We start from the raw sequence: 22,055 nt of genomic DNA, 5'->3' as shown, positions 1-22,055 counted from the left end.
ATGCCACGAGTAGAACTGGAGATTCCGGAGGACGTGGACGCCGAGCAGGACCACCTTGACATCACCGTCGAGGGGGACAACGGCAGCGTCACGCGTCGGCTCTGGTACCCTGACATCGACGTGTCCGTCGACGGCGACACGGTCGTCATCGAATCCGATGAGGACAACGCCAAGACGATGTCGACGATCGGTACCTTCCAGAGCCACATCGAGAATATGTTCCACGGCGTGACCGAGGGCTGGGAGTACGGTATGGAGGTCTTTTACTCTCACTTCCCGATGCAGGTCGACGTCGAGGGTGACGAAGTCGTCATCGAGAACTTCCTGGGCGAGAAGGCCCCCCGCCGCACGACGATCCACGGCGACACGGACGTCGAAATCGACGGTGAGGAGCTGACCATCAGCGGTCCCGACATCGAAGCTGTCGGCCAGACCGCCGCGGACATCGAGCAGCTCACGCGCATCAACGACAAGGACGTGCGCGTGTTCCAGGACGGGGTGTACATCACCCGCAAACCGAACCGAGGTGACGCCTGATGGCGGATAACGAAGAAGACGTCGAAGCAGAGGAAGAGTACACCGAACTGACTGACATCAGCGGCGTCGGCCCGTCCAAGGCGGAGTCGCTCCGCGAGGCCGGCTTCGAATCGGTCGAAGACGTTCGCGGTGCCGACCAGTCCGCGCTCGCCGATGTCAGCGGTATCGGGAACGCGCTGGCGGCCCGAATCAAGGCCGACGTCGGCGGACTCGAAGTCGAGTCCGAGACCGAAGCCGAAGTCGAAGAGGAAGGCGGCGAGGAAGCGCCCGACGAGGACGTGGAGACGGAACTCCAGGCCCGCGGGCTCACCGACAAGACGCCGGACCTCTCCGACGAGGACGCGCGGCTCCTGACCCAGCGACACCGGGTCGGCAAGCCGCAGTTCAACCGCCAGGACCACCACAAGAAAAAGCGCGTCTCGACCTCGTGGCGCAAGCCCCGCGGCCAGCTCTCGAAGCAGCGCCGCGGCATCAAGGGCAAGGGCGACACGGTCGAGGCGGGCTTCCGCTCGCCGACCGCGGTTCGCGGCAAGCACCCCTCGGGCTTCGAGGAGGTCCGCGTGCACAACGTGGACGACCTCGAAGGCGTCGACGGGGACACGGAAGCCGTCCGTATTGCCTCGAAGGTCGGCGCTCGCAAGCGCGAGCGAATCGAAGAGGAAGCCGAGGACGCGGGCATCCGCGTGCTCAACCCCACCTACGTCGAAGTCGAGGTGAGTGAGTGATGACAGACCTCTCCGCACAGAAGCGACTCGCGTCGGACGTCCTTGACGTCGGGAAGAACCGCGTCTGGTTCGACCCCGAGCGACAGGGCGACATCGCCGATGCGATTACCCGCGAGGACGTTCGCGAACTGGTCGATGAGGGCGCCATTCAGGCGAAAGACAAGAAAGGCAACTCCCGCGGACGCGCCCGGGAGCGCCAGAAGAAGCGTGCGTACGGCCACCAGAAGGGAGCCGGTTCCCGGAAGGGCAAGGCAGGCGCACGGCAGAACTCCAAGGAGGACTGGGAGTCACGCATCCGCGCACAGCGGACGAAGCTGCGCGAACTGCGTGACGAGGGAACGCTTTCGAGTTCGCAGTACCGCGACCTGTACGACAAGGCCGGCGGTGGCGAGTTCGATAGCGTTGCCGATCTCGAACGTTACATCGACGCAAACCACGGTGACGCATAATGGCGACAGGACCACGATACAAAGTACCGATGCGGCGACGCCGCGAGGCCAGAACCGATTACCATCAGCGGTTGCGCCTGTTGAAATCCGGTAAGCCACGTCTCGTTGCTCGAAAGAGCAATAAACACGTCAGGGCGCAGCTGGTGACGCTTGGCCCCAACGGCGACGACACTCTCGCGTCCGCTCACTCGAGCGACCTCGCCGAGTACGGCTGGGAGGCCCCGACGGGCAACATGCCCTCGGCCTACCTCACCGGTCTGCTCGCCGGGCTTCGCGCGCAGGAAGCGGGCATCGAGGAGGCAGTGCTCGACATCGGACTCAACAGCCCGACCCCCGGAAGCAAAGTATTCGCAATACAGGAAGGCGCAATCGACGCCGGCCTGGACATTCCGCACAACGACGACGTACTCGCCGACTGGCAGCGCACGCGCGGTGCCCACATCGCCGAGTACGACGAGCAGCTCGAGGAGCCGCTGTACAGCGGTGACTTCGACGCTGCAGACCTCCCGGAGCACTTCGACGAGCTCCGAGAGACCCTACTGGACGGTGACATCGAACTATGAGTGCTAACAACGGATGGGAGCCACGGACACGCCTCGGCAAGCAGGTCGTCGAGGGCGAAATCGACTCCATGCAGGAGGCGCTGAACTCCGGGCTCCCGCTGAAAGAATCGGAAGTCGTCGACCAGCTCGTTCCCGACCTGGAAGACGAAGTGCTGGACATCAACATGGTCCAGCGGATGACAGACTCCGGCCGCCGCGTTAAGTTCCGCTGCGTGGTCGCCGTTGGCAACCGCGACGGCCTCATCGGCTACGCCGAGGGGCGTGACGACCAGGTCGGCGGTGCCATCCAGAAAGCCATCGACATCGCAAAGCTGAACATCATCGACGTCTCCCGCGGCTGCGGGTCCTGGGAGTGTGGCTGTGGCCGTCCGCACACGGTCGCGCTGCGCACCGAGGGCAAGGCCGGGAGCGTCGAAGTCGAGCTGCAGCCGGCCCCGCGCGGGCTGGGCCTCGCGGGCGGGGAGACCGTCCGCAAGGTGCTCGAACTCGCCGGTATCGAAGACATCTGGACACGCAGTAGCGGGAACACGCGCACCACGGTCAACTTCGCGAAGGCGACGTTCAACGCCCTGCAGAACACGGCCGAGGCGCGCGTCCCCGAACGGACCTTCGAGAAACGAGAGGTGATCGAGTGATGCACGCACTCGTCCAGCTCCGTGGCGAAGTCAACATGCACACCGACATCCAGGACACGCTGGAGATGCTCAACATCCACCACGTGAACCACTGCACGCTCGTCCCCGAGACGGACGCCTACCGCGGCATGGTGACGAAGGTCAACGACTTCGTCGCCTTCGGTGAGCCGAGCCAGGAGACGCTGGAGACAGTCCTGGCGACGCGCGCCGAGCCGCTCGAGGGCGACGCCGACGTGGACGACGAGTGGGTCGCCGAGAACACGGACTACGACGACATCTCCGGGCTCGCGTTCGCGCTCCTCTCCGAGGAGACGACGCTACGCGAGCAGGGACTGTCCCCGACGCTCCGTCTGCACCCGCCCCGTGGCGGCCACGACGGCGTCAAACACCCCGTCAAGGAGGGCGGGCAGCTCGGGAAACACGACACCGAGGGAATCGACGAACTCCTGGAGGCGATGCGATAATGACGAGCAAAAAGAAACGACAGCGCGGCTCGCGCACGCACGGCGGCGGCTCGCACAAGAACCGACGTGGTGCCGGCCACCGCGGTGGTCGCGGTGCCGCAGGCCGTGACAAGCACGAGTTCCACAACCACGAACCGCTCGGCAAGAGCGGCTTCAAGCGCCCGCAGAAGGTGCAGGAAGAGGCCGCCACTATCGACGTTCGCGAGATCGACGAGAACGTGACGCTGCTGGCCGCCGACGACGTCGCCGAAGTCGAAGACGGTGGCTTCCGCGTCGATGTCCGTGATGTGGTCGAAGACGCCGACGACGCCGATTACGTGAAGGTACTCGGTGCCGGCCAGGTTCGCCACGAACTCACGCTCATCGCCGACGACTTCTCCGAGGGCGCTCGCGAGAAAGTCGAAGCCGCAGGCGGGAGCGTCGAACTGACCGACCTCGGCCAGGAGCGCCAGGCCGAGGCCGAGACAGACGAAGACGCGGACGCGGACGAGGAATAACGAACGATGAGCTGGAAGGACACCGCCGAACCACTGCTTGTCCGGATGCCCGCAGTCCAGCGGCCGGACGGACACGTTCCGTTCAAGCGCAAGCTCACCTGGACAGGAGGCGTGCTCCTGCTGTATTTCTTCCTGACGAACGTGAAGCTGTTCGGGCTGGACATCGACGCCAGTCAACAGGTGTTCGGGCGCTTCTCCTCGATTCTGGCCTCTGGCCAGGGGAGCATCATGCAGCTGGGTATCGGTCCGATCGTTACGGCGTCCATCGTGTTACAGCTCCTCGGTGGGGCGGACCTGCTCGGGCTGAACACCCAAGACGACCCGCGAGACCAGATCCTCTATCAGGGGCTCCAGAAGCTGCTGGTACTCGTGATGATCTGTCTCACCGGGCTCCCGATGGTGTTTGCCGGCGGCTTCCTCCCGGCTGACACGGCGGTCGCGAACTCACTGGGTATCGGTACGGCCGGTGTCCAGTGGCTCATCTTCGCCCAGATGTTCGTCGGCGGTGTCCTCATCCTGTTCATGGACGAGGTCATCTCCAAATGGGGCGTCGGCTCCGGTATCGGCCTGTTCATTGTCGCCGGCGTGAGCCAGCGACTCATCGGTGGCATCCTGACGACGCCGTTTATCGGCAACAACGAAGGGATCATCTACACCTGGTACCTGTTCATCACCGGCGAGCGCGGCACCGGGCCAGTGCTGGCCGCTGATGGCCTCCAGACCGTGTTGCTGCAGGGCGAACTGCTGGGACTGTTCACGACGGTCCTCATCTTCGCAGTGGTCGTCTACGCCGAATCGGTCCGCGTGGAGATCCCGCTGTCGAACGCCCGCGTGAAAGGAGCCCGTGGCCGCTTCCCGGTCAAGCTCATCTACGCGAGCGTCCTGCCGATGATCCTCGTCCGGGCACTGCAGGCGAACATCCAGTTCCTGGGCCGTATCCTGAACGCCCAGCTGGGTTCGATGCCAGCGTTCCTTGGCACGTACGCCAACGGCCAGCCGACCGGCGGCCTGTTCTACTTCCTCGCCCCCATCCAGAGCCGTGGCGACTGGATGTGGTGGCTGGAAGGGACTGCTCAGCCGGTCTGGCAGATCCTGACCCGCGTTGGAATCGACCTGTTCGTCATGCTGGTCGGCGGCGCAGTCTTCGCCGTGTTCTGGGTCGAAACCACCGACATGGGCCCGGAAGCAACGGCCAAGCAGATCCACAACTCCGGGATGCAGATCCCCGGCTTCCGACAGAACGTCGGCGTCATCGAAAAGGTCCTCGAGCGGTATATCCCGCAAGTGACTGTCATCGGCGGCGCCTTGGTTGGGTTGCTCGCCGTGATGGCCAACATGCTGGGTACCATCGGCGGCGTCTCCGGTACCGGGCTGCTACTGACGGTCTCCATTACGTACAAGCTGTACGAGGAGATCGCCGAAGAGCAGCTCATGGAGATGCATCCGATGATGCGCCAGATGTTCGGATAGGTTACACGTAGTTCAGAGAAGCACCGTTTCCGACTTTTTGTATAAACTTTCAGCAATATTTGCTACCAGACTGACCACTTGTGATTCGGCTTGAACTAGCGAATATAAGTCGGTCTGGGGACATTCGAACACGTCCCAGAGCTCTCGTAGTTGGAATTCCCATCAGCTTAAGTCGATAGGATAAATTGCAACAAATAGATGAAGTTGGATCGATATCTCCTAAATCAGTTTCTACTACTTACAATTCCTGCAGCTGTAATCTCTCCATTCATCTTTTCTGCACCCTTGGGAATACAAGAACACGCAGCGGTCGAGGTCGCTGGTTTTTTTCAATCGCTATCCATAATTAAAGATGGCTTTGCGTCATACACTTATCTGTCTATTTTTGAAAGTTCGTCGGGGCTGCATCTTCACAGTTTAATTAGTTCTCTATTCTTATTTGCCGGTGTCTCTGAGGCTGGCCGGCTTGTTGCACTGATTGCAGGGAGTGGTTCGTCAGTACTTCTCTATATTTTTATTAAAGACTGGTTTTCAACCAAAACAGGGATTCTAGCTGGGTCCTTAGTTTGGATTCATCCATTGTTTATTCGGTTTTCTTCCCGTTGGTACCCAGAGTCATTGGGTATATTAATGACGTTGGCAGTTATGCATGCTGTTATCAAAGATATAGATGAAGAAGGACGAAGATACTATTTTCTTGCGATCTGCTTACTCTCACTTGCGATTACGAATCATCTTTGGGAAGCCTCAATAGCATTACCAGCAGCAGTCGCCTACTACCAGACTAAGAAAATCCGACGATCTGCAACTATTATCGGCACTACAATTGTTGTGATTATTATAGTTGAACTGATCAAGTCGTATCAACCATCAGTAACTTCACATTTCCAGACCCGATCTGTGTTCTATCATCCTGAAGTTTTGCTGACCCCGAATTGGGTTTTTCACTGGGCGTGGGGTGGTAACCTTTTCCCAACTGATATTTTTTTCAGCATCTATTATATGGACAATACCTGTCGCGATTACATTAATGATATTACTAACTATTTGGGGATGGAAAAATCAGGACGATCGGGCTGTAACGATAATCGCTTGGTTCATTAGCGGACTGTTGGTTATGATTTTGTTACCGGTCGGTTGGCGAGGACATGTGTACTACGCATGGGGCCTTTTAGTTCCCTCGGCACTGGCGGCAGCTATCATAATCACCGAATTTTTGTCGAGCAAACTGAAAGTCCATCAAACACAAGCGGTGGCTCTAGCTATCTTACTTTTATCTTCAGGGATCGCTGGTTCCACCCTCTATCCAGAAAACCCGGCCCACATCTACGATGATGGACCGCTGTCATCCGAAAAAGTAACTCAGGCAGGCCATGAACTTCGGAAACTTCCAAATAAGGATACAGCTAGAATCGCTTTCAGAGGCCAGTTGAAGAATGATACCGGTAGAATGAGAATAATCCAATCGCGAATTCTAATGCATGCCCGGATTAATATTGAAGCTATAACTCCCGCCCAATCAGAAAAAATCATAATTGACGAACAAGATATCTGTGATTATAAAGTATATATAAGTGATGATGATTTAATTGTATCTAATTGTTGACTGGATAGCTCAAATAACGATCCTAATTAGCGGTGGAGGATACGTTATAACAACCGAGTTAAGTCGAAATCCAACATTGGTTGGATATTAAATATGTTCAGTGCACTGACCGAAACTGTAGTGATCACGACAATCTGAAAGAAATAGTAGAATATATATTCTGAATGGATGGTTATGCCGGTTTTGATGACGGTTCGTCGGGTAAGGAATCATAGATATTTTGCTCCAGTGGACAGTCATATGGGAATATTATCACAGTATCGAACTCACTTCTGGTCTTTCAGGGTTGTTAGGATAAACCGCGTCTGTTCTCCTCTTTTGATTCTCATGCAAATGTGAGGACAGTTCCATCCTATCGAGTAGGACTGAATCCATGGGCGCATACACGTCCTCCTCGTCAGTTTGGTGAGCACGAAGAAGTTCCGGTAACCTGTGACGCAAATATTCTATATAAATGACGATTCATTTTCCCGTCCAATTCGGAATGATTAAACCAACGAATATAAACTCCGGGAGAGGGATCGATTTCCTAATGAGTGAATCGGAAAAAATCGGTCGCCGTGTGCAATTGCGGGCAATTATACGGGTCGCTAAGCATCGGCCGAATCTCACTGTAGCGATTATTATAGGCGGTGTTTTCGCTGCGCTACTCGAGGGCGTCGGGCTTGGCTTTATTCTCCCAATAGTTGAAATCGTCCAGTCGTCCGGTGACCCAGCACAACAGGCCGACGGCATCCTGCTAGCGTTTGTATCTATGTATCAGTTTTTGGGGATACCATTCACGCTGGGATCTGTCGTTGTCGGTGTCAGTGCCGTATTGACTGTTCGATGGACGCTGACGTTTTTTGTGCGATGGATGCGAAGTGCACTGGCTGTCGACTATACGCGACAACTCCAACAGGAAGCGTTCGACAACGCGCTTGAGGCACGGATTGAGTACTTCGATCAGGAAGGCTCAGATGATATACTCAATGCGATCGTAACACAAGCCGAGTACGCAGGACGAACTATCCGATTTGTAATCAATTTCCTCGAACAGGGCCTCTTGGCACTGATGTACCTAGCTACTGCGTTGATTATTGCCCCATCTCTCACATTCTTCTCACTCATCTTTCTCGGTGGATTCTCAGTGCTGTTTCGGTATGTCATTGAACCTGGCTACGAACTTGGGGACGAGGTCGCAGACGCGAACGAGCGTGTCCAACAGACCGCGCAGGCGGGGACCCAGGGGATACGGGACACGAAATTGTTCGGTATGGAGAACGAACTTTTCGATGATTTTATCGAAGCAGTGGATCAGTTCGCTACCTCCAGTATTACTCTCCAACGAAATGAGCAGGCTATACAGAATTTTTATAACTTGTTGACGGCCGTCTCTGTGTTTGTGCTCATCTATTTTGCACTCACCTTCGCGAACCTCTCGCTCGGATCACTTAGTGTGTTTCTGTTCGCGATGTTCCGACTTGGGCCGAAAGCAAGTGGGCTAAACTCGAAGCTATATAAAATAGAAAACAACCTGCCACATCTCGTTCGAACACAAGAGTTCATCGATGAGCTGGAACAGAATTCTGAACCGAAGCATGATTCAGAGCCCGTCCCAGACGATATCCAGACGATCAAGTTTAACGATGTGCACTTCTCCTACGAGGGACAGGAGGATGAGGCACTCTCAGGAGTGACTTTCGAATTCAAGAAGGGCGAGTTCATTGGTTTTGTGGGGCAATCCGGTGCAGGGAAGTCCACTATTATCTCGTTATTAGTCCGGATGTATGAACCTGATTCTGGAAAGATTCGAGCAAACGGCCGCCCGATTCACGAGATGGATATCGATAAGTGGCGGTCGAGAATCGCTGTCGTACGACAGGACCCATTTATCTTTAATGATACCCTACGGTACAACCTGACAATCGGGAATCGAGAGGTACCAGAAAGAGAACTCGACAGGGTGACCCGCATAGCGAACGTTGATGAGTTCTTTGAAGACCTACCAGATGGCTACGAGACGCAACTTGGCGACGACGGGGTCCGGTTGTCCGGTGGGCAACGACAACGAGTAGCGTTGGCACGAGCACTCTTGAAAGACGCCGATGTGTTGGTACTTGACGAGGCGACGAGCGATCTCGATTCGAATTTAGAGAAGGAAGTCCAGCAATCCATCGAAAATATGCAACGAGATTACGCAATCGTTGGAATCGCTCACCGACTCTCGACAGTGAAAAACGCCGCCCGGATTTACTCGTTAGACGCTGGGGAGATCGTTGAAACAGGGCGCCATGAGGAGTTGCTCGACAAGGGTGGACAGTACGCAGAACTGTATGCTATTCAGTCTCAAAGCCCATAATAGACTAGAATTTCCTCCGCAATGTGGTGTTCGTTGTCTGTTCAAGAATTGCCTGTGCTCAAATATAATTATCCTATATTCTGAGAAATGAGCAACACTCATATTCTCTATCAACCATGATGCAGTTCTGTGGGAGAGCGACTCGACATCGATTTCGGCGTGAGAAACAAGATATTTGGAGGGATAAAGTCATCTGAAGTGTCCTTCGGCTGAGCCCCAGAAACTGATGCAAGAGAGAAACTTTAGTCTACCTGTTGAAGAGGCACTCGCAGGTTTCACCAACTTCATGTAGAGTTAGATGCTATGCTGTCCCTGTATTGTTTCCAAATGAGTTCGGCAGATTAAGCCGGGCCTGGGGACTTGGCTACAGGACCTCTCAGGCGAGCCGTCTATCGTATACATTTGGACACTATACAGGTGTATAAATATGCGCTCTATACACTTAGCAGTACTAGCGACGATTTAATTTGTATTGGGCATAAACTTCCACCTGACACGATGCGAATTGACGATTTCCGAGTTGGCAAAGATGGAGTTTATTTCATTGCAGAGGCAGGAGTAAACCATAATGGCGACCTCGAAATGGCAGAGGAGTTAGTTGATGTCGCCGCCGAAGCAGGGGCCGATGCTGTGAAATTCCAGACATTTTGTGCGGATCGTCTTGTTACTTCCAACGCTGAAACTGTTGAGTATCAGCAGGACTCAGATATCAGTGGCACCCAGTACGAGATGTTATCACAGTACGAACTGGATCATGCTGACCACGAGCGGTTACGCGAGCACTGCGAGAACCGCGGGATAACATTTCTCTCTACACCATTTGACCCGGAGAGTGCTGAGATGCTCGCCGATCTTGGCGTTCCGGCGATCAAGGTTGGATCTGGTGAACTCAATAATCTTCCGCTGCTGAAACACATTGCAGGACTCTCGGTTCCGATGATTATTAGCACAGGAATGGGGACGATGCAGGAAGTTCGCAACGCTAGGGACGCAATTCTGGCTAAAGAACCTGACGCTGAAGCCGCCTTCCTTCACTGTACTTCAGCGTATCCGTGTGAAATGTCTGATGTTAATTTGCGGGCGATGGAGACTATGGCCAGGGAATTGCCAGAACCGGTTGGTTACTCTGACCACACAACCGCCCCGGAAACGCCGGCAATAGCTGTAGCGGCTGGCGCAGAGATTGTGGAAAAGCATTTTACCCTCAACTCGTCCCTTCCCGGGCCGGACCACGAGGCATCACTTGAACCACCAGAACTATCAAACGCGGTGTCTCTGGTACGGGACGCCAATCTCGCCCGGGGTAAATCAAAAAAGTCTCCGGTCCCAGTTGAAACAGAAAATAGATCGGCGCTCCGAAAGGGTCTCCATGCGGCGGTGGATCTGCCACCTAATACTGTGTTAGAGGACCATCATATCGATATCTTACGTCCGGCTGATGGACTCTCTCCTCGTTATCGAGAAACGGTACTTGGGACCCGCGTTGTCCGCGAACTAGACAGCGGTGATCCGATAACCGAAACCGACGTAAGCTGGGAGAAGGATTAATGTTCGAAGGAGAGGACACAGTGCTTGTCGTCGGTGCCCATCCAGACGACGAAGTGCTAGGCGCAGGTGGAACTATGGCGAAACACACCGAGGTCGGTGATGAGGTACACGTACTCATTGTTACCGAAGGAGCAACACAGCAATACGGTGATGAGGACTTAATCAAGCAGAAGCGACTGGACGCTCGCGAGTGTGCTAAGCGACTCGGTGTTGACGAGGTTCACTTTGGAGAACTGCCGGATATGCGTCTAGACGATGTTGCCCATGTCGAAATAAACGCGGTCATCGAATCAGTCTGTGAACAGATCCAGCCCGACATTGTCTATACCCACTCCCGACGGGAAGTCAATCGAGATCATGTGGCTGTTCATGACTCAACCCTGGTGGCGACTCGACCCGTATCCGACGTATCGATGGTTCTCGCATATGAGACGCCGTCATCCACTGAGTGGCAGCCACGACATGATGGCTTTGAAGCTGACCTCTTTGTCGATATCTCATCGAATCTAGATGCAAAGATCGAAGCCTTCGCAGCTTACGACACTGAAGTCCGAAACTATCCACATCCACGGTCGGAGCAAGCGTTACGAGCGCTCGCTAAGACCCGAGGTCTCGCCGCGAATATGACTGCAGCCGAAGCGTTCGACGTCTACCGAATGTACCGCTGACCAATACTCCTTGTCGTCAGTCGTTGATTGGCGCTGCCGGGGTCCCAACAACAGTTGTTTCCCCCGGGACATCATCAGTCACGACGGCCCCAGCGCCAACTACGGCTCGCTCTCCGATAGTAACATCTTCAATAATGGTCGCACCCGGCCCGATATAGGCATCACGCTCAATAGAAACACCACCTGCTAAGGATGCGTTCGGTGTTACTGTTACTCCCTTTCCCAATGAAACATCATGTGATATATTGACACAACTGTCGACGAGTACATGGTTTCCTAAATCGGCCATGGGACCGACATACGTCTGTGCGTTCACTGTGATCCCTCTACCGAGCCACGCATCGTCGGAAATAGTTGTGTCGGGGTGCACTGCACTAAAGAATTCGAGTCCCAGGCGTTCTACAGCTGACGCAAGCTGAAGGCGGCATCCGCGGCTGTCACCAAAGGCGACGATGCACTCCGCTGACTCGGTCTCACTGAGTTCATCTAAACTTCCTATTACATGAACACCGTCAAACGACTTCCCGTGCAATTCTTTGTTGTCGTCTATGAAGACGACATCGTTCACGTCTCCATCAGCTCTGAGAATATCCAGTACTACTCGTCCTTGTTCGCCGGCACAGTATATAACGCGCACACTACTCACCTCATTCTAGCGCGTGCTGCCTCAAATGAGTCACCCACCTCGTGTTGATAATCGGTGACGAGGCGTGCAGCCGGAATACGCTTATCTCCATCTGGTTGCACTTCTGATAACTCAACGATCCCTTCCCAAGCCCCGACTCCAATCATGTCGCCGTCAGTATATACGATCTCTCCAGGCCGGGCAAGCACATTCTCATTGGTGGGCGGCTGTGCTGACCATATCGTTACTTTCCGACCATTAATATATGAGAACGCGCCCGGGTATGGGTCAGATTGACCACGAATCCAGTCGTACACCTCTCTTGGTGAGTCGTTCCAGTTAATCAAGCCGTGGCAGGGTTTACGCTTCGGCCACCATGTGGCCTGTGACTCATCTTGGGGGGTTCGGGGAACCATCCCTGACTCAAAGGCTGGGTAGTAGTCACGTATCAGTACCTTCCCAGCTTCGACAACTTTGTTGTATAGCGCCGCCGCGTCGTCGTCGTTCGTTATTTTGATCGGTTCTTGTCCAACTAAGTCGCCAGCATCTGCCTCCTCCACCAAATGGAAAAGGGATAGGGCAGTCTGGTCTAACCCTTTGATTAGCGACCAAGCTATCGGTGCTCGGCCACGCCCGCGCGGAAGGGGGGCTGGATGCATCCCTAGAGCTGTTACGGTGGGAATCGATAGCACTTCGGCATCGACCAATTGTGACCATCCTACCACAAACAGGAGTTCAGGGTTATAGCTCGATATCTCTTTCTTAACTTCTTTATTATTGACTGATCGAATATTATGGAGGGTGATGTCTTCTCGTTCACAAAAAGCGGAGAGGTCCGTTTGGTCAGAAATATCTTCATTTTTTGTTCGAGTGAAAACAGCACGAATATCCGCCCCCAATTCAACGAGTTCATTCAAACATGCTAAACCAAGTTCGTTGTGCGTGACGAAGGTGACGCGCATATGTTCACATTTGGGGCGTCTGAAAAAGCATTTTTGACCCTAGAATGTCAAGTTTTTCCGTAACAGTGATTCGTCCAAATCCACCGTAGCGAGGTGCTGACATATTGTCTCTCCTGCTCCACCGTGGTTATAAGGGTTCTCTGTACTAGATGGATCACTATTAGAGGCTTTGGTGAGGCACATAGTTATTGCATCTTCAATTCGAGAGGTTTCGTGCGGAACGGAAACAACATTGTCGGCTTTTTCCCGTCCTGCTTGCCGTGGACCGATATCTATGGCGGGGAGGTCAAATGAGGGTGCCTCAATAATCCCGCTGGAAGAGTTGCCGATCATAACGTCAGCGGCTTCCATCAAGCTCAAGTATTCCTGCCGGGGAAGGCTACGAAAGATTTTTACATCGTCGCTGAATGAGCGTGCCTCTATCTCTTCAACCATCCGATCCCCTCCTGCGTCGGAATTAGGATATATTAGAACGGTCTGAGAGTCGAATGCTTCGATTGCGTTGAGGGTCGCACACATTTGGTGACCTGCCCGCTCCGGTTGTGTTGTCAAAGGATGCTGAACAACTAGAAACAGAGGTCGGTCGGTATCTATATCATACTGACGCTGAACGTACTGGGGGTTCTCGTACTCTCCCGCCAGTATATCATCTAAGCCTGGAGCACCGGCCACGGTGATTCGGTAACTCTCTTCACCCAGTTTTCGGATCCGTTCCGCGCTCTGCTCGGATGCCGGGAAGTGGAGGTGAGCGAATTTGGTGATCGCGTGTCGGATACTGTCATCGATGACTGCGCCTTGCATCGCATCGCCACCATGAATGTGCGCTACGGGAATGTTCATATGCGAGGCAGCAAGAGTACCCGCGAGAGCTTCATCACGGTCACCTAATAACAGGACAACATCTGGGTCGATACTTTTAAACGCTTCAGCCAGCCCCGCTGTACCGATCCCGAGCGATTTCGCCATCGCAGTTCCTGAATCCCCGTCAAGTTGCATAATTACTTCACGATTGACGGTAAAGCCATCTTTCCTTATTTCCTCAACTGTCATCCCATGATTGGGAGAGAGATGCATTCCGGTGGCAACTACTGACAGGGTAAGATCATCGTGAGCACGTATCGCTTCCATAGAGGACTTAAGCAACCCGTATTCAGCCCGCGTTCCAGTCAATACAAGAATACGTCTGTCCCCCATATCTTGATTGTCGTCCATGGATGCACAGTCCAATTCCAAGGTTATATATTGATGGTTAGTCCCGCATAGGGCCGGCCCGAGGCACAGGCAGCGCGTCGGAACCACCTTTGATCCTTTATACGATCGCTATCAGATCCGTGACCGGACGTTAGAGTCCTCTATCATCTCTACAATTGACGATTTGGACAGCAATTCTTGATCGGCAGAGGTGTACTCGCCTTCTACAGGATCAGCATTTGAGTAATTGGCCGCTTCGTATCCCGGAACGTTGATTTGTGGAAGAATAACATACATCTCCTTGAGTTCTTTAGCGTTGAGGCTCTCGTCTTTGGATATAAGCTTCTCGTGCATACGTTCTGCAGGTCGCATCCCTGTAACATCGATATCGATCTCTTCGCGAGTATATCCAAAATCCTGGGAATATCGGTCAACCATCGCTTCCGCGAGGTCAGCGACCTTGAATACAGGCATTTTGAGGACAAACACCTCGCCACTGGTCATCTTTTCGTGAGCTTGGAGAACGAGGTCAGCTGCTTTCTCAAGCGGCATAATAAATCTGGTCATCTCAGGACTGGTGACGGTAACTGGCCCGCCATTTCGGATCTGTTTCATGAAAATCGGGACGACTGAACCGCTAGATCCAAGAACATTTCCGAACCGCACGACACCAAACTCTGTGTTGCGGTTTCCTTTATAAGTATTTGCGGCGATGACAATTCGCTCTGAGAGGAGTTTCGTCGCGCCCATTACGGAAACTGGATTTGAGGCCTTGTCGGTGCTGATAGTAACGAACGAATCGACTTCTTCCTCTAAAGCCACACGAATGAGATTCTGGGTCCCTTGGACATTAGTCTGGACAGCCTCAAATGGATTGTATTCTGTGAGCCCAACATGCTTCAATGCAGCGGCGTGGAAGATGACGTCAATCCCTTCTACGGCCATCTCAAGACGATCACGGTCGCGAACATCACCGATCAAGAATCGTAGACGATCATCTTCTTCATACTGTGATTGGAGATTAAAGAGAGCGGCTTCGTCAGTGTCGAGAACCCTGACTATCGATGGCTCTTCGTTAAGGATGCGTGAAACCAACTCAGATCCAACAGAGCCGCAGCCACCTGTGATTAGTACTTTTTGGCCGGTTAAGCTGCTCATATTCAAATTGTTCTCCGTTCACCAGAAGATACTTTTCCTTTCGAGTCTCCGATTCGCGTTAATCTGTTGAATAGAAGTACGACAATAGGTTGGGTGTGTTGAGGACACAGATAAAGGGATATACGGCGATACATAACGAATGGTTTCGACTTTCCAGTATCCGCCATAGTACGCTAAATACTATAAAACCCACTTCATACAGCAGCTTTCACCCGATCTGACAGAACTCCCGTGGCAACATAGCTCTAGTGGTCACTTCGTGCTTGTGCCATTCCGTCACGAACGGCGTCAACGATACGGTCCGCCTGACTAGCAGACAGGTCGGGGTAGATCGGGAGCGAAAGGACTGTTTCGGCGATAGTATTGGTTGTTTCGAGATCAGTGCTTTCGTGAACCGAAGACTGCTGATAGTACTGCGTCCTGTGTACGGGTGTATCCCAGTAAACCTTCGAGGAGATATCGTGCTCAGCAAGGGTTTCGATCACTGTTTCCCTATCGCTTCGGGAGTCGAACTGGACTGTGTAAAGTTGATATACGTGAGTCCCCTCGGCTATCGGCTGAGGAATCTTAACGCCCTCAACATCGGCAAGTTGCTTATTCATATACCTTGCAGCAGAGCGGCGACCTTCGATCAGATCGTCGGCTTTTTCCATCTGGGCACAACCGATAGCGGCCGTGAGATCAGACATCCGTATGTTTGTGCCAAGGGCGACATATTCGCCAGAGCCAACGCTGTCGAAGTAATCACCGGACACTCGACCGTGCGAACGATAGAGTCGGAGGTTCGCCGCAACTTCGTCGTCATCAGTCACGACTGCGCCACCTTCTCCAGTCACCACAACCTTATTTTGACAGAAAGATAGTACGCCTGCATCACCGAACGATCCTACAGGTTTGTCGTCGAATGTGGCACCGAATGCTTCGGCGGCATCTTCGACGACAACCAAATCTTCTTCGTCGGCGATATCGAGGATCTCGTCGATATGGCAGGGACCACCGTAGAGGTGGACCGGAACAATACCCGCAGTTTGCTCTGTAATCTTGTTGCGTACCGATGACGGATTGAGACCGTACGTATCAGCATCGATATCAGCGAAGACGGGCGTTGCTCCGATGAGGCGAACGGCATTGGCTGTCGCAATGAATGTGAACGATGGGACGATCACTTCGTCGCCCGGGCCGATGCCACATGCCCGAAGACCAGCAACAAGGCCTGTCGTCCCTGAATTAACAACTACAGCGTGCTCTACCTCAAAAAAATCCTCAAGTTCACTCTCAAATTGGTCCACGAACGGCCCCTTGGCCCAGTAACTGCCACGACCGATTGACTCAACTGCGTTCTGCATATCTCTTTCATCCCACGCGATTTCGAATAGTGGTATTTGCTCGGGCATTTTGTACAATTAATTCTATTTTTTTGTTAACTGTTGCGATTGGTATGTCAAAGTCATGCGCCAGTATTCACGAGTCAGACAATCTGTTTCTACTCTTCAATAGAACCTCTACCCAAGCCGCCGTGTAGAAACAATCTAGAGAGAAGTCTACTTGTCTTGACTGCTAGGTATCTCATCCAGATGATGCTTGTAGCATTGGGGTTTGGATATATCATTTTCGAATTTCAACGGGGTTTGTCAAACTTCCTATTCCGCTGATTGAGGCAGTCACTGTCTCGCCCTGACTGAGGACTCCATCTACCCGCCCCGGGTCACCTGTAGATATCACGTCACCGGGTCGCAACTCGACAATGGAGGAAAGATAGCTTACAATAAATGGAATCGTAAATCGCATACTTGATGTTGATCCTTGACAGATACGATCGCCAGCGTGTCGGACCGACATATCTAATCCGACTCGCTGGTCAAGTTCATCAGTAGTTACAACGTGTGGTCCACATGGAGAGAAGGTGTCCATCAATTTGTAAGCCATCGGCCCCGGCCACTCGGTGCGTGCGGTTATGTCGTTAATTATGGTGTAGCCTGCTATATGATCTAACGCATCCCTTTCTTCAATATATTTTCCGGACTTCCCGATTACCACCCCGAGTTCGACTGCAGGAATGACCGAATCACTAACTCGCTCAGGAAGAACGATTGGATCTTGTGGCCCGACGATTGCTGTCTCCGGTACAAGCCATTGTGATGGTACTTTATTGAGAGGCTGGTTCCGCTCACGGATATGCTGTGTGTATACTCCACCAAGCGCAAACAGACGTCCATTCTCGGATATCGGTGGGAATATGTCCTTTTCGACAAGCGTGGTAGCAGATGGTCCTGTTTCATCGGCGGCTTGTACAACTGCTTCGGGACCTTTCGTCGTCAATAGTTCAAGCACTTCACCGAATGGATCGCTTGCTGTCGTCAAGTTGCTACTGGAAATCGAGATCTCCTTAACAGATTGATTTTCAACGATACCTGGAATAGGCAGATCACTGTCAGACTTGAATCGTACTAACCTCATTCGCTCCTCCAAGCGAGAAGCGCACGTGCCTTCTCAAGATCGTATGGCTCGTCTATATCGAGCGACCGTTCTTTCGGCATTTTGTAGTGAATTGTTTTATCAGTATAAAAGCTTTCAGCAGCTTCAAAATCGGCCACTGACGCGACATAGACCGCACCATTGGGATGGTACAGCGTTGGAAACTCCTGTGTGCGTGTCTTTTGCCACGGGTTCTCGTCAAAATGAGGGAGAATCCTCTCCTGATTGGTCTCAACCGCCCAAAACGGTGGGTTATCGTACTGTGTCACGCTAACGAGGGAGTGAGCGTCTGATTCTTGGAGATGATTAACTGCCGTATCGATATCTTCAACGGTGCGAAACGGGACCGTCGGAAGCAACAGACAAACGTATTCGAACGTTTCATTGTTTGACTTGTACCACTTGATGGCGTGCTGTACGACTTCGTTAGCGGTCGACGTGTCCGTGGCAATTTCGTCAGGACGCTGGAAAGGAACTGATGCTCCGAATTCTTCTGCCTTCCTTCGGATTCGTGGATCTTCAGTAGAGACAATAGATCGATCGATATGGGTTGCAGATTGTGCCTGTTCTATACTATGGGCAATGAGAGGTTTTCCGCCCAACTCGCGAAGATTCTTATCAGGCACTCGTTTTGATCCTCCTCGGGCGGGGATGACAGCGAGCGTTCTACCCGTCATATACTTTCCTCCTTCTGAATGGTCGTCTGTATTCGACCGACTGATTCAACCCAGGCATTGAATTCATCTCCATCTTCAAGTGTAGGCATATCCCGAACTGGGGACCCAGTCGTGATGAAATCTCCCGGGCTAAGAGTCATTACATGCGAGACATACTCAACGAGTTCGCCGAGAGAGTACCGAAGGGACGTAGTTGACTTGACATCGACTAGGTCACCGTTGTGTTTGAGACCAAGCATCAAATCTTCTATATTGAGTGGCTTGGCTGGAACGACTGCAGGGCCGCATGGCAGAAAGTTATCGAACATCTTGTAGCCCATCAGACCGGGTAGTTCGTCATATGCGGTGACACCTGCACAGACGGTGACACCGGCAACCGATTCGCGTGCAGCCTCGCCCTTTACTTGTGAAGCTTTTTTACCGACAACTACACCGAGTTCGACACTAGGCCGAACATCGGTTATCTGTGGGGGGATGTGTACCGTAGACTGGTCGCTCGTCAGGGTGGTGGTTGGGGCGACCCATAGCCCCGGATTCGACATCTCGTTTAGGCCAGCATCTTCCACGTGTGGATTGGCTCCTTTGTCGATCACATCATGTTCGTAACACCCTTCTAGACGAATAATACTAGACGGCTCGACTGGGGATTTTATTTGTATTTCTTTTACAGAAAATGTCTGTAGAGACTCCTTAGTAACGAATCTCTCCGTTAGCGAATTCAACTCACAAACAGCCGCAGAATAACTTTCGAAGTTCTCAGACAAATCAAAGACTATTCCATCCACGAGATAGCCAATACGCAGTGGCCCATCTCTATATCTGAATCGGAGCAATCCCATTACATGATTTTCAATTGGCCGCAATATAATATCTATTGCTCTGGGAAGGAGTATTGCTGATTTTATCGACGTATAATCCAGAGTATATTTTGAACGCCTACTCTCTATCTGTATAGTGTTTAGCACAGAAGGAAAATAACGCCAAGATACGGTATTTCCTGGTCTAAATGGCGTTATAGTGGATTATCTTATCTGAATTAGGGCCTTACAAAAGGTCATCCTGTAATTGCCAAGGCATAGCCGGCTTTCCGACCCAACCGACAAGTTGAGAAGGAAGCCGCGATTTACAGATATCAATGTCTGAATCTGTGGAACAGACGAATCTTTTCATATGTGAAACTAGCTTGCATGTTGCAGAGGCAACTAGTATCGTTGAACAAGACTTCGAAGACTCTCGGAACATTTTGATCGTAACGAACTCACCACGGGTATCCGACATGGATACGGAAAGCCTCGGAAGAGTATACGATAGACACTTCATTGCGAATTATAAACTCAATATAAGTAATAAAGAAATACCATTTGTTCCAGAATCTGTAAAGATGGGCCTGAATAAGGCCCTGACGTATATTTCTCTTCTGTTGATGGTCCTCGCTCTCGCCTGTATGAGTTTATTAGTTCAAGATTTAAATATATTCTTTTCAACACAATCCCCAATATTGAACAACGGTTTGGCTTGGATACGGAACCACGGGTGGGCCCAATTGTATCATTTTGAGGTTGGAATCGGTCTATATATGCAGGGGGGATTAAAAGATAGAGGACGATTGAGCGAAGTATTGTTTCCACTAACGCTTGAGAGTCTGCTCTCTGATGGAATTATCGACGGTGTGTATTGTATGCGCCCCGACGACCTATCCACTGTGTATCCGAATGTAGTGACAAAAGAAATTAACTTCTACGCTCATAACGAACTTCTGACTGCACTGTTTGAATCAGATTTCCACATTGATAGGCTCTCAAATAGATATCCACTGTTCGTTCTCGTGACCCAGCCGCTCGTTGAGAATGATTACATTTCAGCACAAGCCTATCGTGAGAAGACCGAGGCTATCATAACCGCTCTCGGTAAAACCCATCACGTAATAGTGAAACCTCACCCGGGCGAGGACACAATGCGGTATGTTGATATGGATGTGACAGTCCTGCATGAGGCAGATTATCCGGTTGAGCTCCTCATCTGGTCACTGCTTGGCAGGGACGACGTACCGGAGATCTCTGTCGGTTCGACTGGGCTCTCAACTGCTCTGTCCAATCTTGCAGCAGTACCCGTTAAAAAACATTCGTTCATAGAATATTATGAGTTAGACGAGATGGATAAGAAGATGAGGCAGTACTACTCCAACTGTTCGATCGAATATGTCAGTGAACCAAAAGCGTTGTTTGGTGTCCACGAGCGGTCCGATTCAGAAAGCGAATCAAACGCATGACTTAATGTCTGTTATTGCGTGGTTTTCATATACATTGGCAAAAGATAATATACTACAGGTTTAGAATATGCCTCTAAGGATCTGTTTTGTCTCAACCCACCTCGGTCACGTTCGAGGAGGTGCCGAAATCAACGACTTGACCCTCGGCGCAGAGTTCTCGAAGATGGGTCACGATGTCTCGTATATAACAATCGGAAACGACAGCGCCGATTTATCCAACGACGTTCAGACTATAGGCGTTGACTGTCCATACGCCTACGATCTGAGTTATTCCGCTCCAGATCCGTTAGGAAAAATTATACGACACCTAAATGAGGAACTATTCATCTATCGGATCCGTCGAGACATCAGAGAACCACTCTCTGGGGCGGATATCGTTTATGCAACAGGGCGACCCGTTCTCAGTCGTCTCCGAGAGCTTACAGATGCACCATTCGTGTATACTGTCCGTGGACGCGTGAACCCACTATACGACAGGTATCTAAAACGAGCAGACGGATTGGTTTTCTGGGGCGGTTGTGATGAGGAGTACGGGGATGAATCGCTTCTCTCAATTCCGAATCGGACGATTGATCCTGGCATCGATCCAGAGACGTTCTGTCCGCAGGAACTCAGCGGCGGTGATCGACCGGCATATGCTACCAATGAGAGCACAGTACTCACATTCAGCGGCCGGCTCGAACCAGTCAAACAGATAGATAATATAATCGAAGCTGTCAGTCGGTTAGAATCGGAGTTTGACTTAACTCTCGTAATACTCGGTGATGGTTCGCAACGGTCGAAACTTGAGGAATTAGCGGACTCCATCGTCGCCGAAACTCCGATTCACTTCCTAGGTCGTGTAGAACACGATTCGATTCCGATTCATTTGAATGCCAGTGATATATTCATACTCGCCTCCGCGATGGAGAACCACCCAATCGCATTGAAGGAGGCGATAGCTTGCGGAACGTATTCTGTCGCACCTGCTATCGGGCGTATCCCACAGATCGTGGCAGAAGGTACCGGTTATATATATGAGGACAACACGATAGAGGGACTGACAGCAGCGTTGCAAGAAATACTCTCAAATAATCGCCATAAGCACCGGTCACGGTGGGAGCGTTCAGTTCAGTTTGCGGATTGGAACGATGCTGCGGATAAAATCGTCAATCTGTTCGAGGAAGTTCAATAGTCCGGAAACGAGTAACGCTTG

At 52.1% G+C, this 22,055-nt stretch carries 23 protein-coding genes; 15 read left to right on the top strand and 8 right to left on the bottom strand.

Features of this window, described 5'->3' with window-relative positions; genetic code table 11:
- The 13 genes from AV929_RS05605 to AV929_RS05555 all read left to right on the top strand — a co-directional run bounded on the left by AV929_RS05605 (window position 1) and on the right by AV929_RS05555 (window position 11,503).
- Entirely contained in the window at window positions 1–537 is a 537-nt protein-coding gene (locus tag AV929_RS05605; RefSeq protein WP_004591564.1) for a 50S ribosomal protein L6, read from the top strand.
- Window positions 537–1,262: a 50S ribosomal protein L32e gene (locus tag AV929_RS05600; RefSeq protein ID WP_008312922.1), complete on the top strand. Its 726-nt coding sequence runs from the start codon at window positions 537–539 to the stop codon at window positions 1,260–1,262. The genes AV929_RS05605 and AV929_RS05600 overlap by 1 nt, the downstream gene beginning before the upstream one ends.
- Entirely contained in the window at window positions 1,262–1,711 is a 450-nt protein-coding gene (locus AV929_RS05595; RefSeq protein ID WP_014040870.1) for a 50S ribosomal protein L19e, read from the top strand. The genes AV929_RS05600 and AV929_RS05595 overlap by 1 nt, the downstream gene beginning before the upstream one ends.
- Complete coding sequence (locus AV929_RS05590; RefSeq protein WP_023843357.1) at window positions 1,711–2,274, top strand: 50S ribosomal protein L18; 564 nt, start codon at window positions 1,711–1,713, stop codon at window positions 2,272–2,274. The genes AV929_RS05595 and AV929_RS05590 overlap by 1 nt, the downstream gene beginning before the upstream one ends.
- Entirely contained in the window at window positions 2,271–2,909 is a 639-nt protein-coding gene (locus AV929_RS05585) for a 30S ribosomal protein S5 (RefSeq protein ID WP_004957374.1), read from the top strand. The genes AV929_RS05590 and AV929_RS05585 overlap by 4 nt, the downstream gene beginning before the upstream one ends.
- The gene (rpmD, locus tag AV929_RS05580; protein ID WP_050036837.1) at window positions 2,909–3,373 is read left to right on the top strand and encodes a 50S ribosomal protein L30; all 465 of its coding nucleotides are present in this window, start codon (window positions 2,909–2,911) and stop codon (window positions 3,371–3,373) included. Before AV929_RS05585 ends, rpmD begins: the two co-directional genes overlap by 1 nt.
- On the top strand, window positions 3,373–3,870 hold the full coding sequence (locus AV929_RS05575) for an uL15m family ribosomal protein (RefSeq protein WP_008312927.1): 498 nt from the start codon (window positions 3,373–3,375) through the stop codon (window positions 3,868–3,870). The genes rpmD and AV929_RS05575 overlap by 1 nt, the downstream gene beginning before the upstream one ends.
- 6 nt (window positions 3,871–3,876) lie before the next feature.
- Window positions 3,877–5,340 (top strand): preprotein translocase subunit SecY, encoded by a 1,464-nt coding sequence (secY, locus tag AV929_RS05570; protein ID WP_014040867.1) that lies wholly within the window; start codon window positions 3,877–3,879, stop codon window positions 5,338–5,340.
- 285 nt (window positions 5,341–5,625) lie between these two features.
- A complete protein-coding gene (locus AV929_RS21290; RefSeq protein WP_196219978.1) occupies window positions 5,626–6,444 on the top strand; it encodes a glycosyltransferase family 39 protein in 819 nt (272 codons plus the stop codon).
- A gap of 46 nt (window positions 6,445–6,490) precedes the next feature.
- The gene (locus AV929_RS21745) at window positions 6,491–6,946 is read left to right on the top strand and encodes a hypothetical protein (RefSeq protein ID WP_155120726.1); all 456 of its coding nucleotides are present in this window, start codon (window positions 6,491–6,493) and stop codon (window positions 6,944–6,946) included.
- A 532-nt stretch (window positions 6,947–7,478) separates the two neighbouring features.
- On the top strand, window positions 7,479–9,287 hold the full coding sequence (locus AV929_RS05565; RefSeq protein WP_064287737.1) for an ABC transporter ATP-binding protein: 1,809 nt from the start codon (window positions 7,479–7,481) through the stop codon (window positions 9,285–9,287).
- A gap of 498 nt (window positions 9,288–9,785) precedes the next feature.
- The gene (locus AV929_RS05560; protein WP_050007771.1) at window positions 9,786–10,835 is read left to right on the top strand and encodes an N-acetylneuraminate synthase family protein; all 1,050 of its coding nucleotides are present in this window, start codon (window positions 9,786–9,788) and stop codon (window positions 10,833–10,835) included.
- On the top strand, window positions 10,835–11,503 hold the full coding sequence (locus AV929_RS05555) for a PIG-L deacetylase family protein (protein WP_064287663.1): 669 nt from the start codon (window positions 10,835–10,837) through the stop codon (window positions 11,501–11,503). Before AV929_RS05560 ends, AV929_RS05555 begins: the two co-directional genes overlap by 1 nt.
- Before the next feature lie 16 nt (window positions 11,504–11,519).
- Here the strand turns inward: AV929_RS05555 and AV929_RS21285 are convergent, their stop codons facing one another.
- The 8 genes from AV929_RS21285 to AV929_RS05520 form a co-directional block, all read right to left on the bottom strand.
- Window positions 11,520–12,140 carry an acetyltransferase gene (locus tag AV929_RS21285; protein WP_196219977.1) on the bottom strand — a complete coding sequence of 207 codons (621 nt, stop codon included), beginning with the start codon at window positions 12,138–12,140 and terminating at the stop codon, window positions 11,520–11,522.
- A 5-nt stretch (window positions 12,141–12,145) separates the two neighbouring features.
- Window positions 12,146–13,090: a methionyl-tRNA formyltransferase gene (locus AV929_RS05550; protein WP_064287662.1), complete on the bottom strand. Its 945-nt coding sequence runs from the start codon at window positions 13,088–13,090 to the stop codon at window positions 12,146–12,148.
- Window positions 13,091–13,129: 39 nt separating this feature from the next.
- A complete protein-coding gene (gene neuC, locus AV929_RS05545) occupies window positions 13,130–14,302 on the bottom strand; it encodes a UDP-N-acetylglucosamine 2-epimerase (RefSeq protein ID WP_207210971.1) in 1,173 nt (390 codons plus the stop codon).
- A gap of 111 nt (window positions 14,303–14,413) precedes the next feature.
- Complete coding sequence (locus AV929_RS05540; RefSeq protein ID WP_064287661.1) at window positions 14,414–15,439, bottom strand: SDR family NAD(P)-dependent oxidoreductase; 1,026 nt, start codon at window positions 15,437–15,439, stop codon at window positions 14,414–14,416.
- 245 nt (window positions 15,440–15,684) lie between these two features.
- Window positions 15,685–16,833: a DegT/DnrJ/EryC1/StrS aminotransferase family protein gene (locus tag AV929_RS05535; protein WP_064287660.1), complete on the bottom strand. Its 1,149-nt coding sequence runs from the start codon at window positions 16,831–16,833 to the stop codon at window positions 15,685–15,687.
- Between the two features lie 211 nt (window positions 16,834–17,044).
- Window positions 17,045–17,896, bottom strand: a complete 852-nt coding sequence (locus tag AV929_RS21280) for a fumarylacetoacetate hydrolase family protein (protein ID WP_080510040.1) — start codon at window positions 17,894–17,896, stop codon at window positions 17,045–17,047.
- The gene (locus AV929_RS05525; protein WP_064287659.1) at window positions 17,893–18,591 is read right to left on the bottom strand and encodes a cytidylyltransferase domain-containing protein; all 699 of its coding nucleotides are present in this window, start codon (window positions 18,589–18,591) and stop codon (window positions 17,893–17,895) included. Before AV929_RS05525 ends, AV929_RS21280 begins: the two co-directional genes overlap by 4 nt.
- Window positions 18,588–19,430, bottom strand: a complete 843-nt coding sequence (locus AV929_RS05520; protein WP_080510039.1) for a fumarylacetoacetate hydrolase family protein — start codon at window positions 19,428–19,430, stop codon at window positions 18,588–18,590. The genes AV929_RS05525 and AV929_RS05520 overlap by 4 nt, the downstream gene beginning before the upstream one ends.
- A 296-nt stretch (window positions 19,431–19,726) precedes the next feature.
- Between AV929_RS05520 and AV929_RS05515 the strand changes: the two genes are divergently transcribed.
- Entirely contained in the window at window positions 19,727–20,860 is a 1,134-nt protein-coding gene (locus AV929_RS05515) for an alpha-2,8-polysialyltransferase family protein (protein ID WP_230458841.1), read from the top strand.
- A 163-nt stretch (window positions 20,861–21,023) separates the two neighbouring features.
- A complete protein-coding gene (locus tag AV929_RS21275; RefSeq protein ID WP_196219976.1) occupies window positions 21,024–22,034 on the top strand; it encodes a glycosyltransferase in 1,011 nt (336 codons plus the stop codon).
- Window positions 22,035–22,055 lie beyond the last annotated feature (21 nt).

The organism is Haloarcula sp. K1 (assembly GCF_001647155.1).
GTDB lineage: Archaea > Halobacteriota > Halobacteria > Halobacteriales > Haloarculaceae > Haloarcula > Haloarcula hispanica.
The sequence above is the reverse complement of the archived record's forward strand: the minus strand, read 5'-3'. Positions and strand labels throughout refer to the sequence as shown.

What these genes read in the sequence shown, in the direction of transcription:
- AV929_RS05605 (WP_004591564.1), top strand. Translation starts at nt 1, where the DNA reads ATGCCACGAGTAGAACTGGAGATTCCGGAGGACGTGGACGCCGAGCAG.
- AV929_RS05600 (WP_008312922.1), top strand. Translation starts at nt 537, where the DNA reads ATGGCGGATAACGAAGAAGACGTCGAAGCAGAGGAAGAGTACACCGAA.
- AV929_RS05595 (WP_014040870.1), top strand. Translation starts at nt 1,262, where the DNA reads ATGACAGACCTCTCCGCACAGAAGCGACTCGCGTCGGACGTCCTTGAC.
- AV929_RS05590 (WP_023843357.1), top strand. Translation starts at nt 1,711, where the DNA reads ATGGCGACAGGACCACGATACAAAGTACCGATGCGGCGACGCCGCGAG.
- AV929_RS05585 (WP_004957374.1), top strand. Translation starts at nt 2,271, where the DNA reads ATGAGTGCTAACAACGGATGGGAGCCACGGACACGCCTCGGCAAGCAG.
- rpmD (WP_050036837.1), top strand. Translation starts at nt 2,909, where the DNA reads ATGCACGCACTCGTCCAGCTCCGTGGCGAAGTCAACATGCACACCGAC.
- AV929_RS05575 (WP_008312927.1), top strand. Translation starts at nt 3,373, where the DNA reads ATGACGAGCAAAAAGAAACGACAGCGCGGCTCGCGCACGCACGGCGGC.
- secY (WP_014040867.1), top strand. Translation starts at nt 3,877, where the DNA reads ATGAGCTGGAAGGACACCGCCGAACCACTGCTTGTCCGGATGCCCGCA.
- AV929_RS05565 (WP_064287737.1), top strand. Translation starts at nt 7,479, where the DNA reads ATGAGTGAATCGGAAAAAATCGGTCGCCGTGTGCAATTGCGGGCAATT.
- AV929_RS05560 (WP_050007771.1), top strand. Translation starts at nt 9,786, where the DNA reads ATGCGAATTGACGATTTCCGAGTTGGCAAAGATGGAGTTTATTTCATT.
- AV929_RS05555 (WP_064287663.1), top strand. Translation starts at nt 10,835, where the DNA reads ATGTTCGAAGGAGAGGACACAGTGCTTGTCGTCGGTGCCCATCCAGAC.
- AV929_RS05550 (WP_064287662.1), bottom strand. Translation starts at nt 13,090, where the DNA reads ATGCGCGTCACCTTCGTCACGCACAACGAACTTGGTTTAGCATGTTTG.
- neuC (WP_207210971.1), bottom strand. Translation starts at nt 14,302, where the DNA reads ATGGACGACAATCAAGATATGGGGGACAGACGTATTCTTGTATTGACT.
- AV929_RS05540 (WP_064287661.1), bottom strand. Translation starts at nt 15,439, where the DNA reads ATGAGCAGCTTAACCGGCCAAAAAGTACTAATCACAGGTGGCTGCGGC.
- AV929_RS05535 (WP_064287660.1), bottom strand. Translation starts at nt 16,833, where the DNA reads ATGCCCGAGCAAATACCACTATTCGAAATCGCGTGGGATGAAAGAGAT.
- AV929_RS21280 (WP_080510040.1), bottom strand. Translation starts at nt 17,896, where the DNA reads ATGAGGTTAGTACGATTCAAGTCTGACAGTGATCTGCCTATTCCAGGT.
- AV929_RS05525 (WP_064287659.1), bottom strand. Translation starts at nt 18,591, where the DNA reads ATGACGGGTAGAACGCTCGCTGTCATCCCCGCCCGAGGAGGATCAAAA.
- AV929_RS05520 (WP_080510039.1), bottom strand. Translation starts at nt 19,430, where the DNA reads ATGGGATTGCTCCGATTCAGATATAGAGATGGGCCACTGCGTATTGGC.
- AV929_RS05515 (WP_230458841.1), top strand. Translation starts at nt 19,727, where the DNA reads ATGTCTGAATCTGTGGAACAGACGAATCTTTTCATATGTGAAACTAGC.
- AV929_RS21275 (WP_196219976.1), top strand. Translation starts at nt 21,024, where the DNA reads ATGGGTCACGATGTCTCGTATATAACAATCGGAAACGACAGCGCCGAT.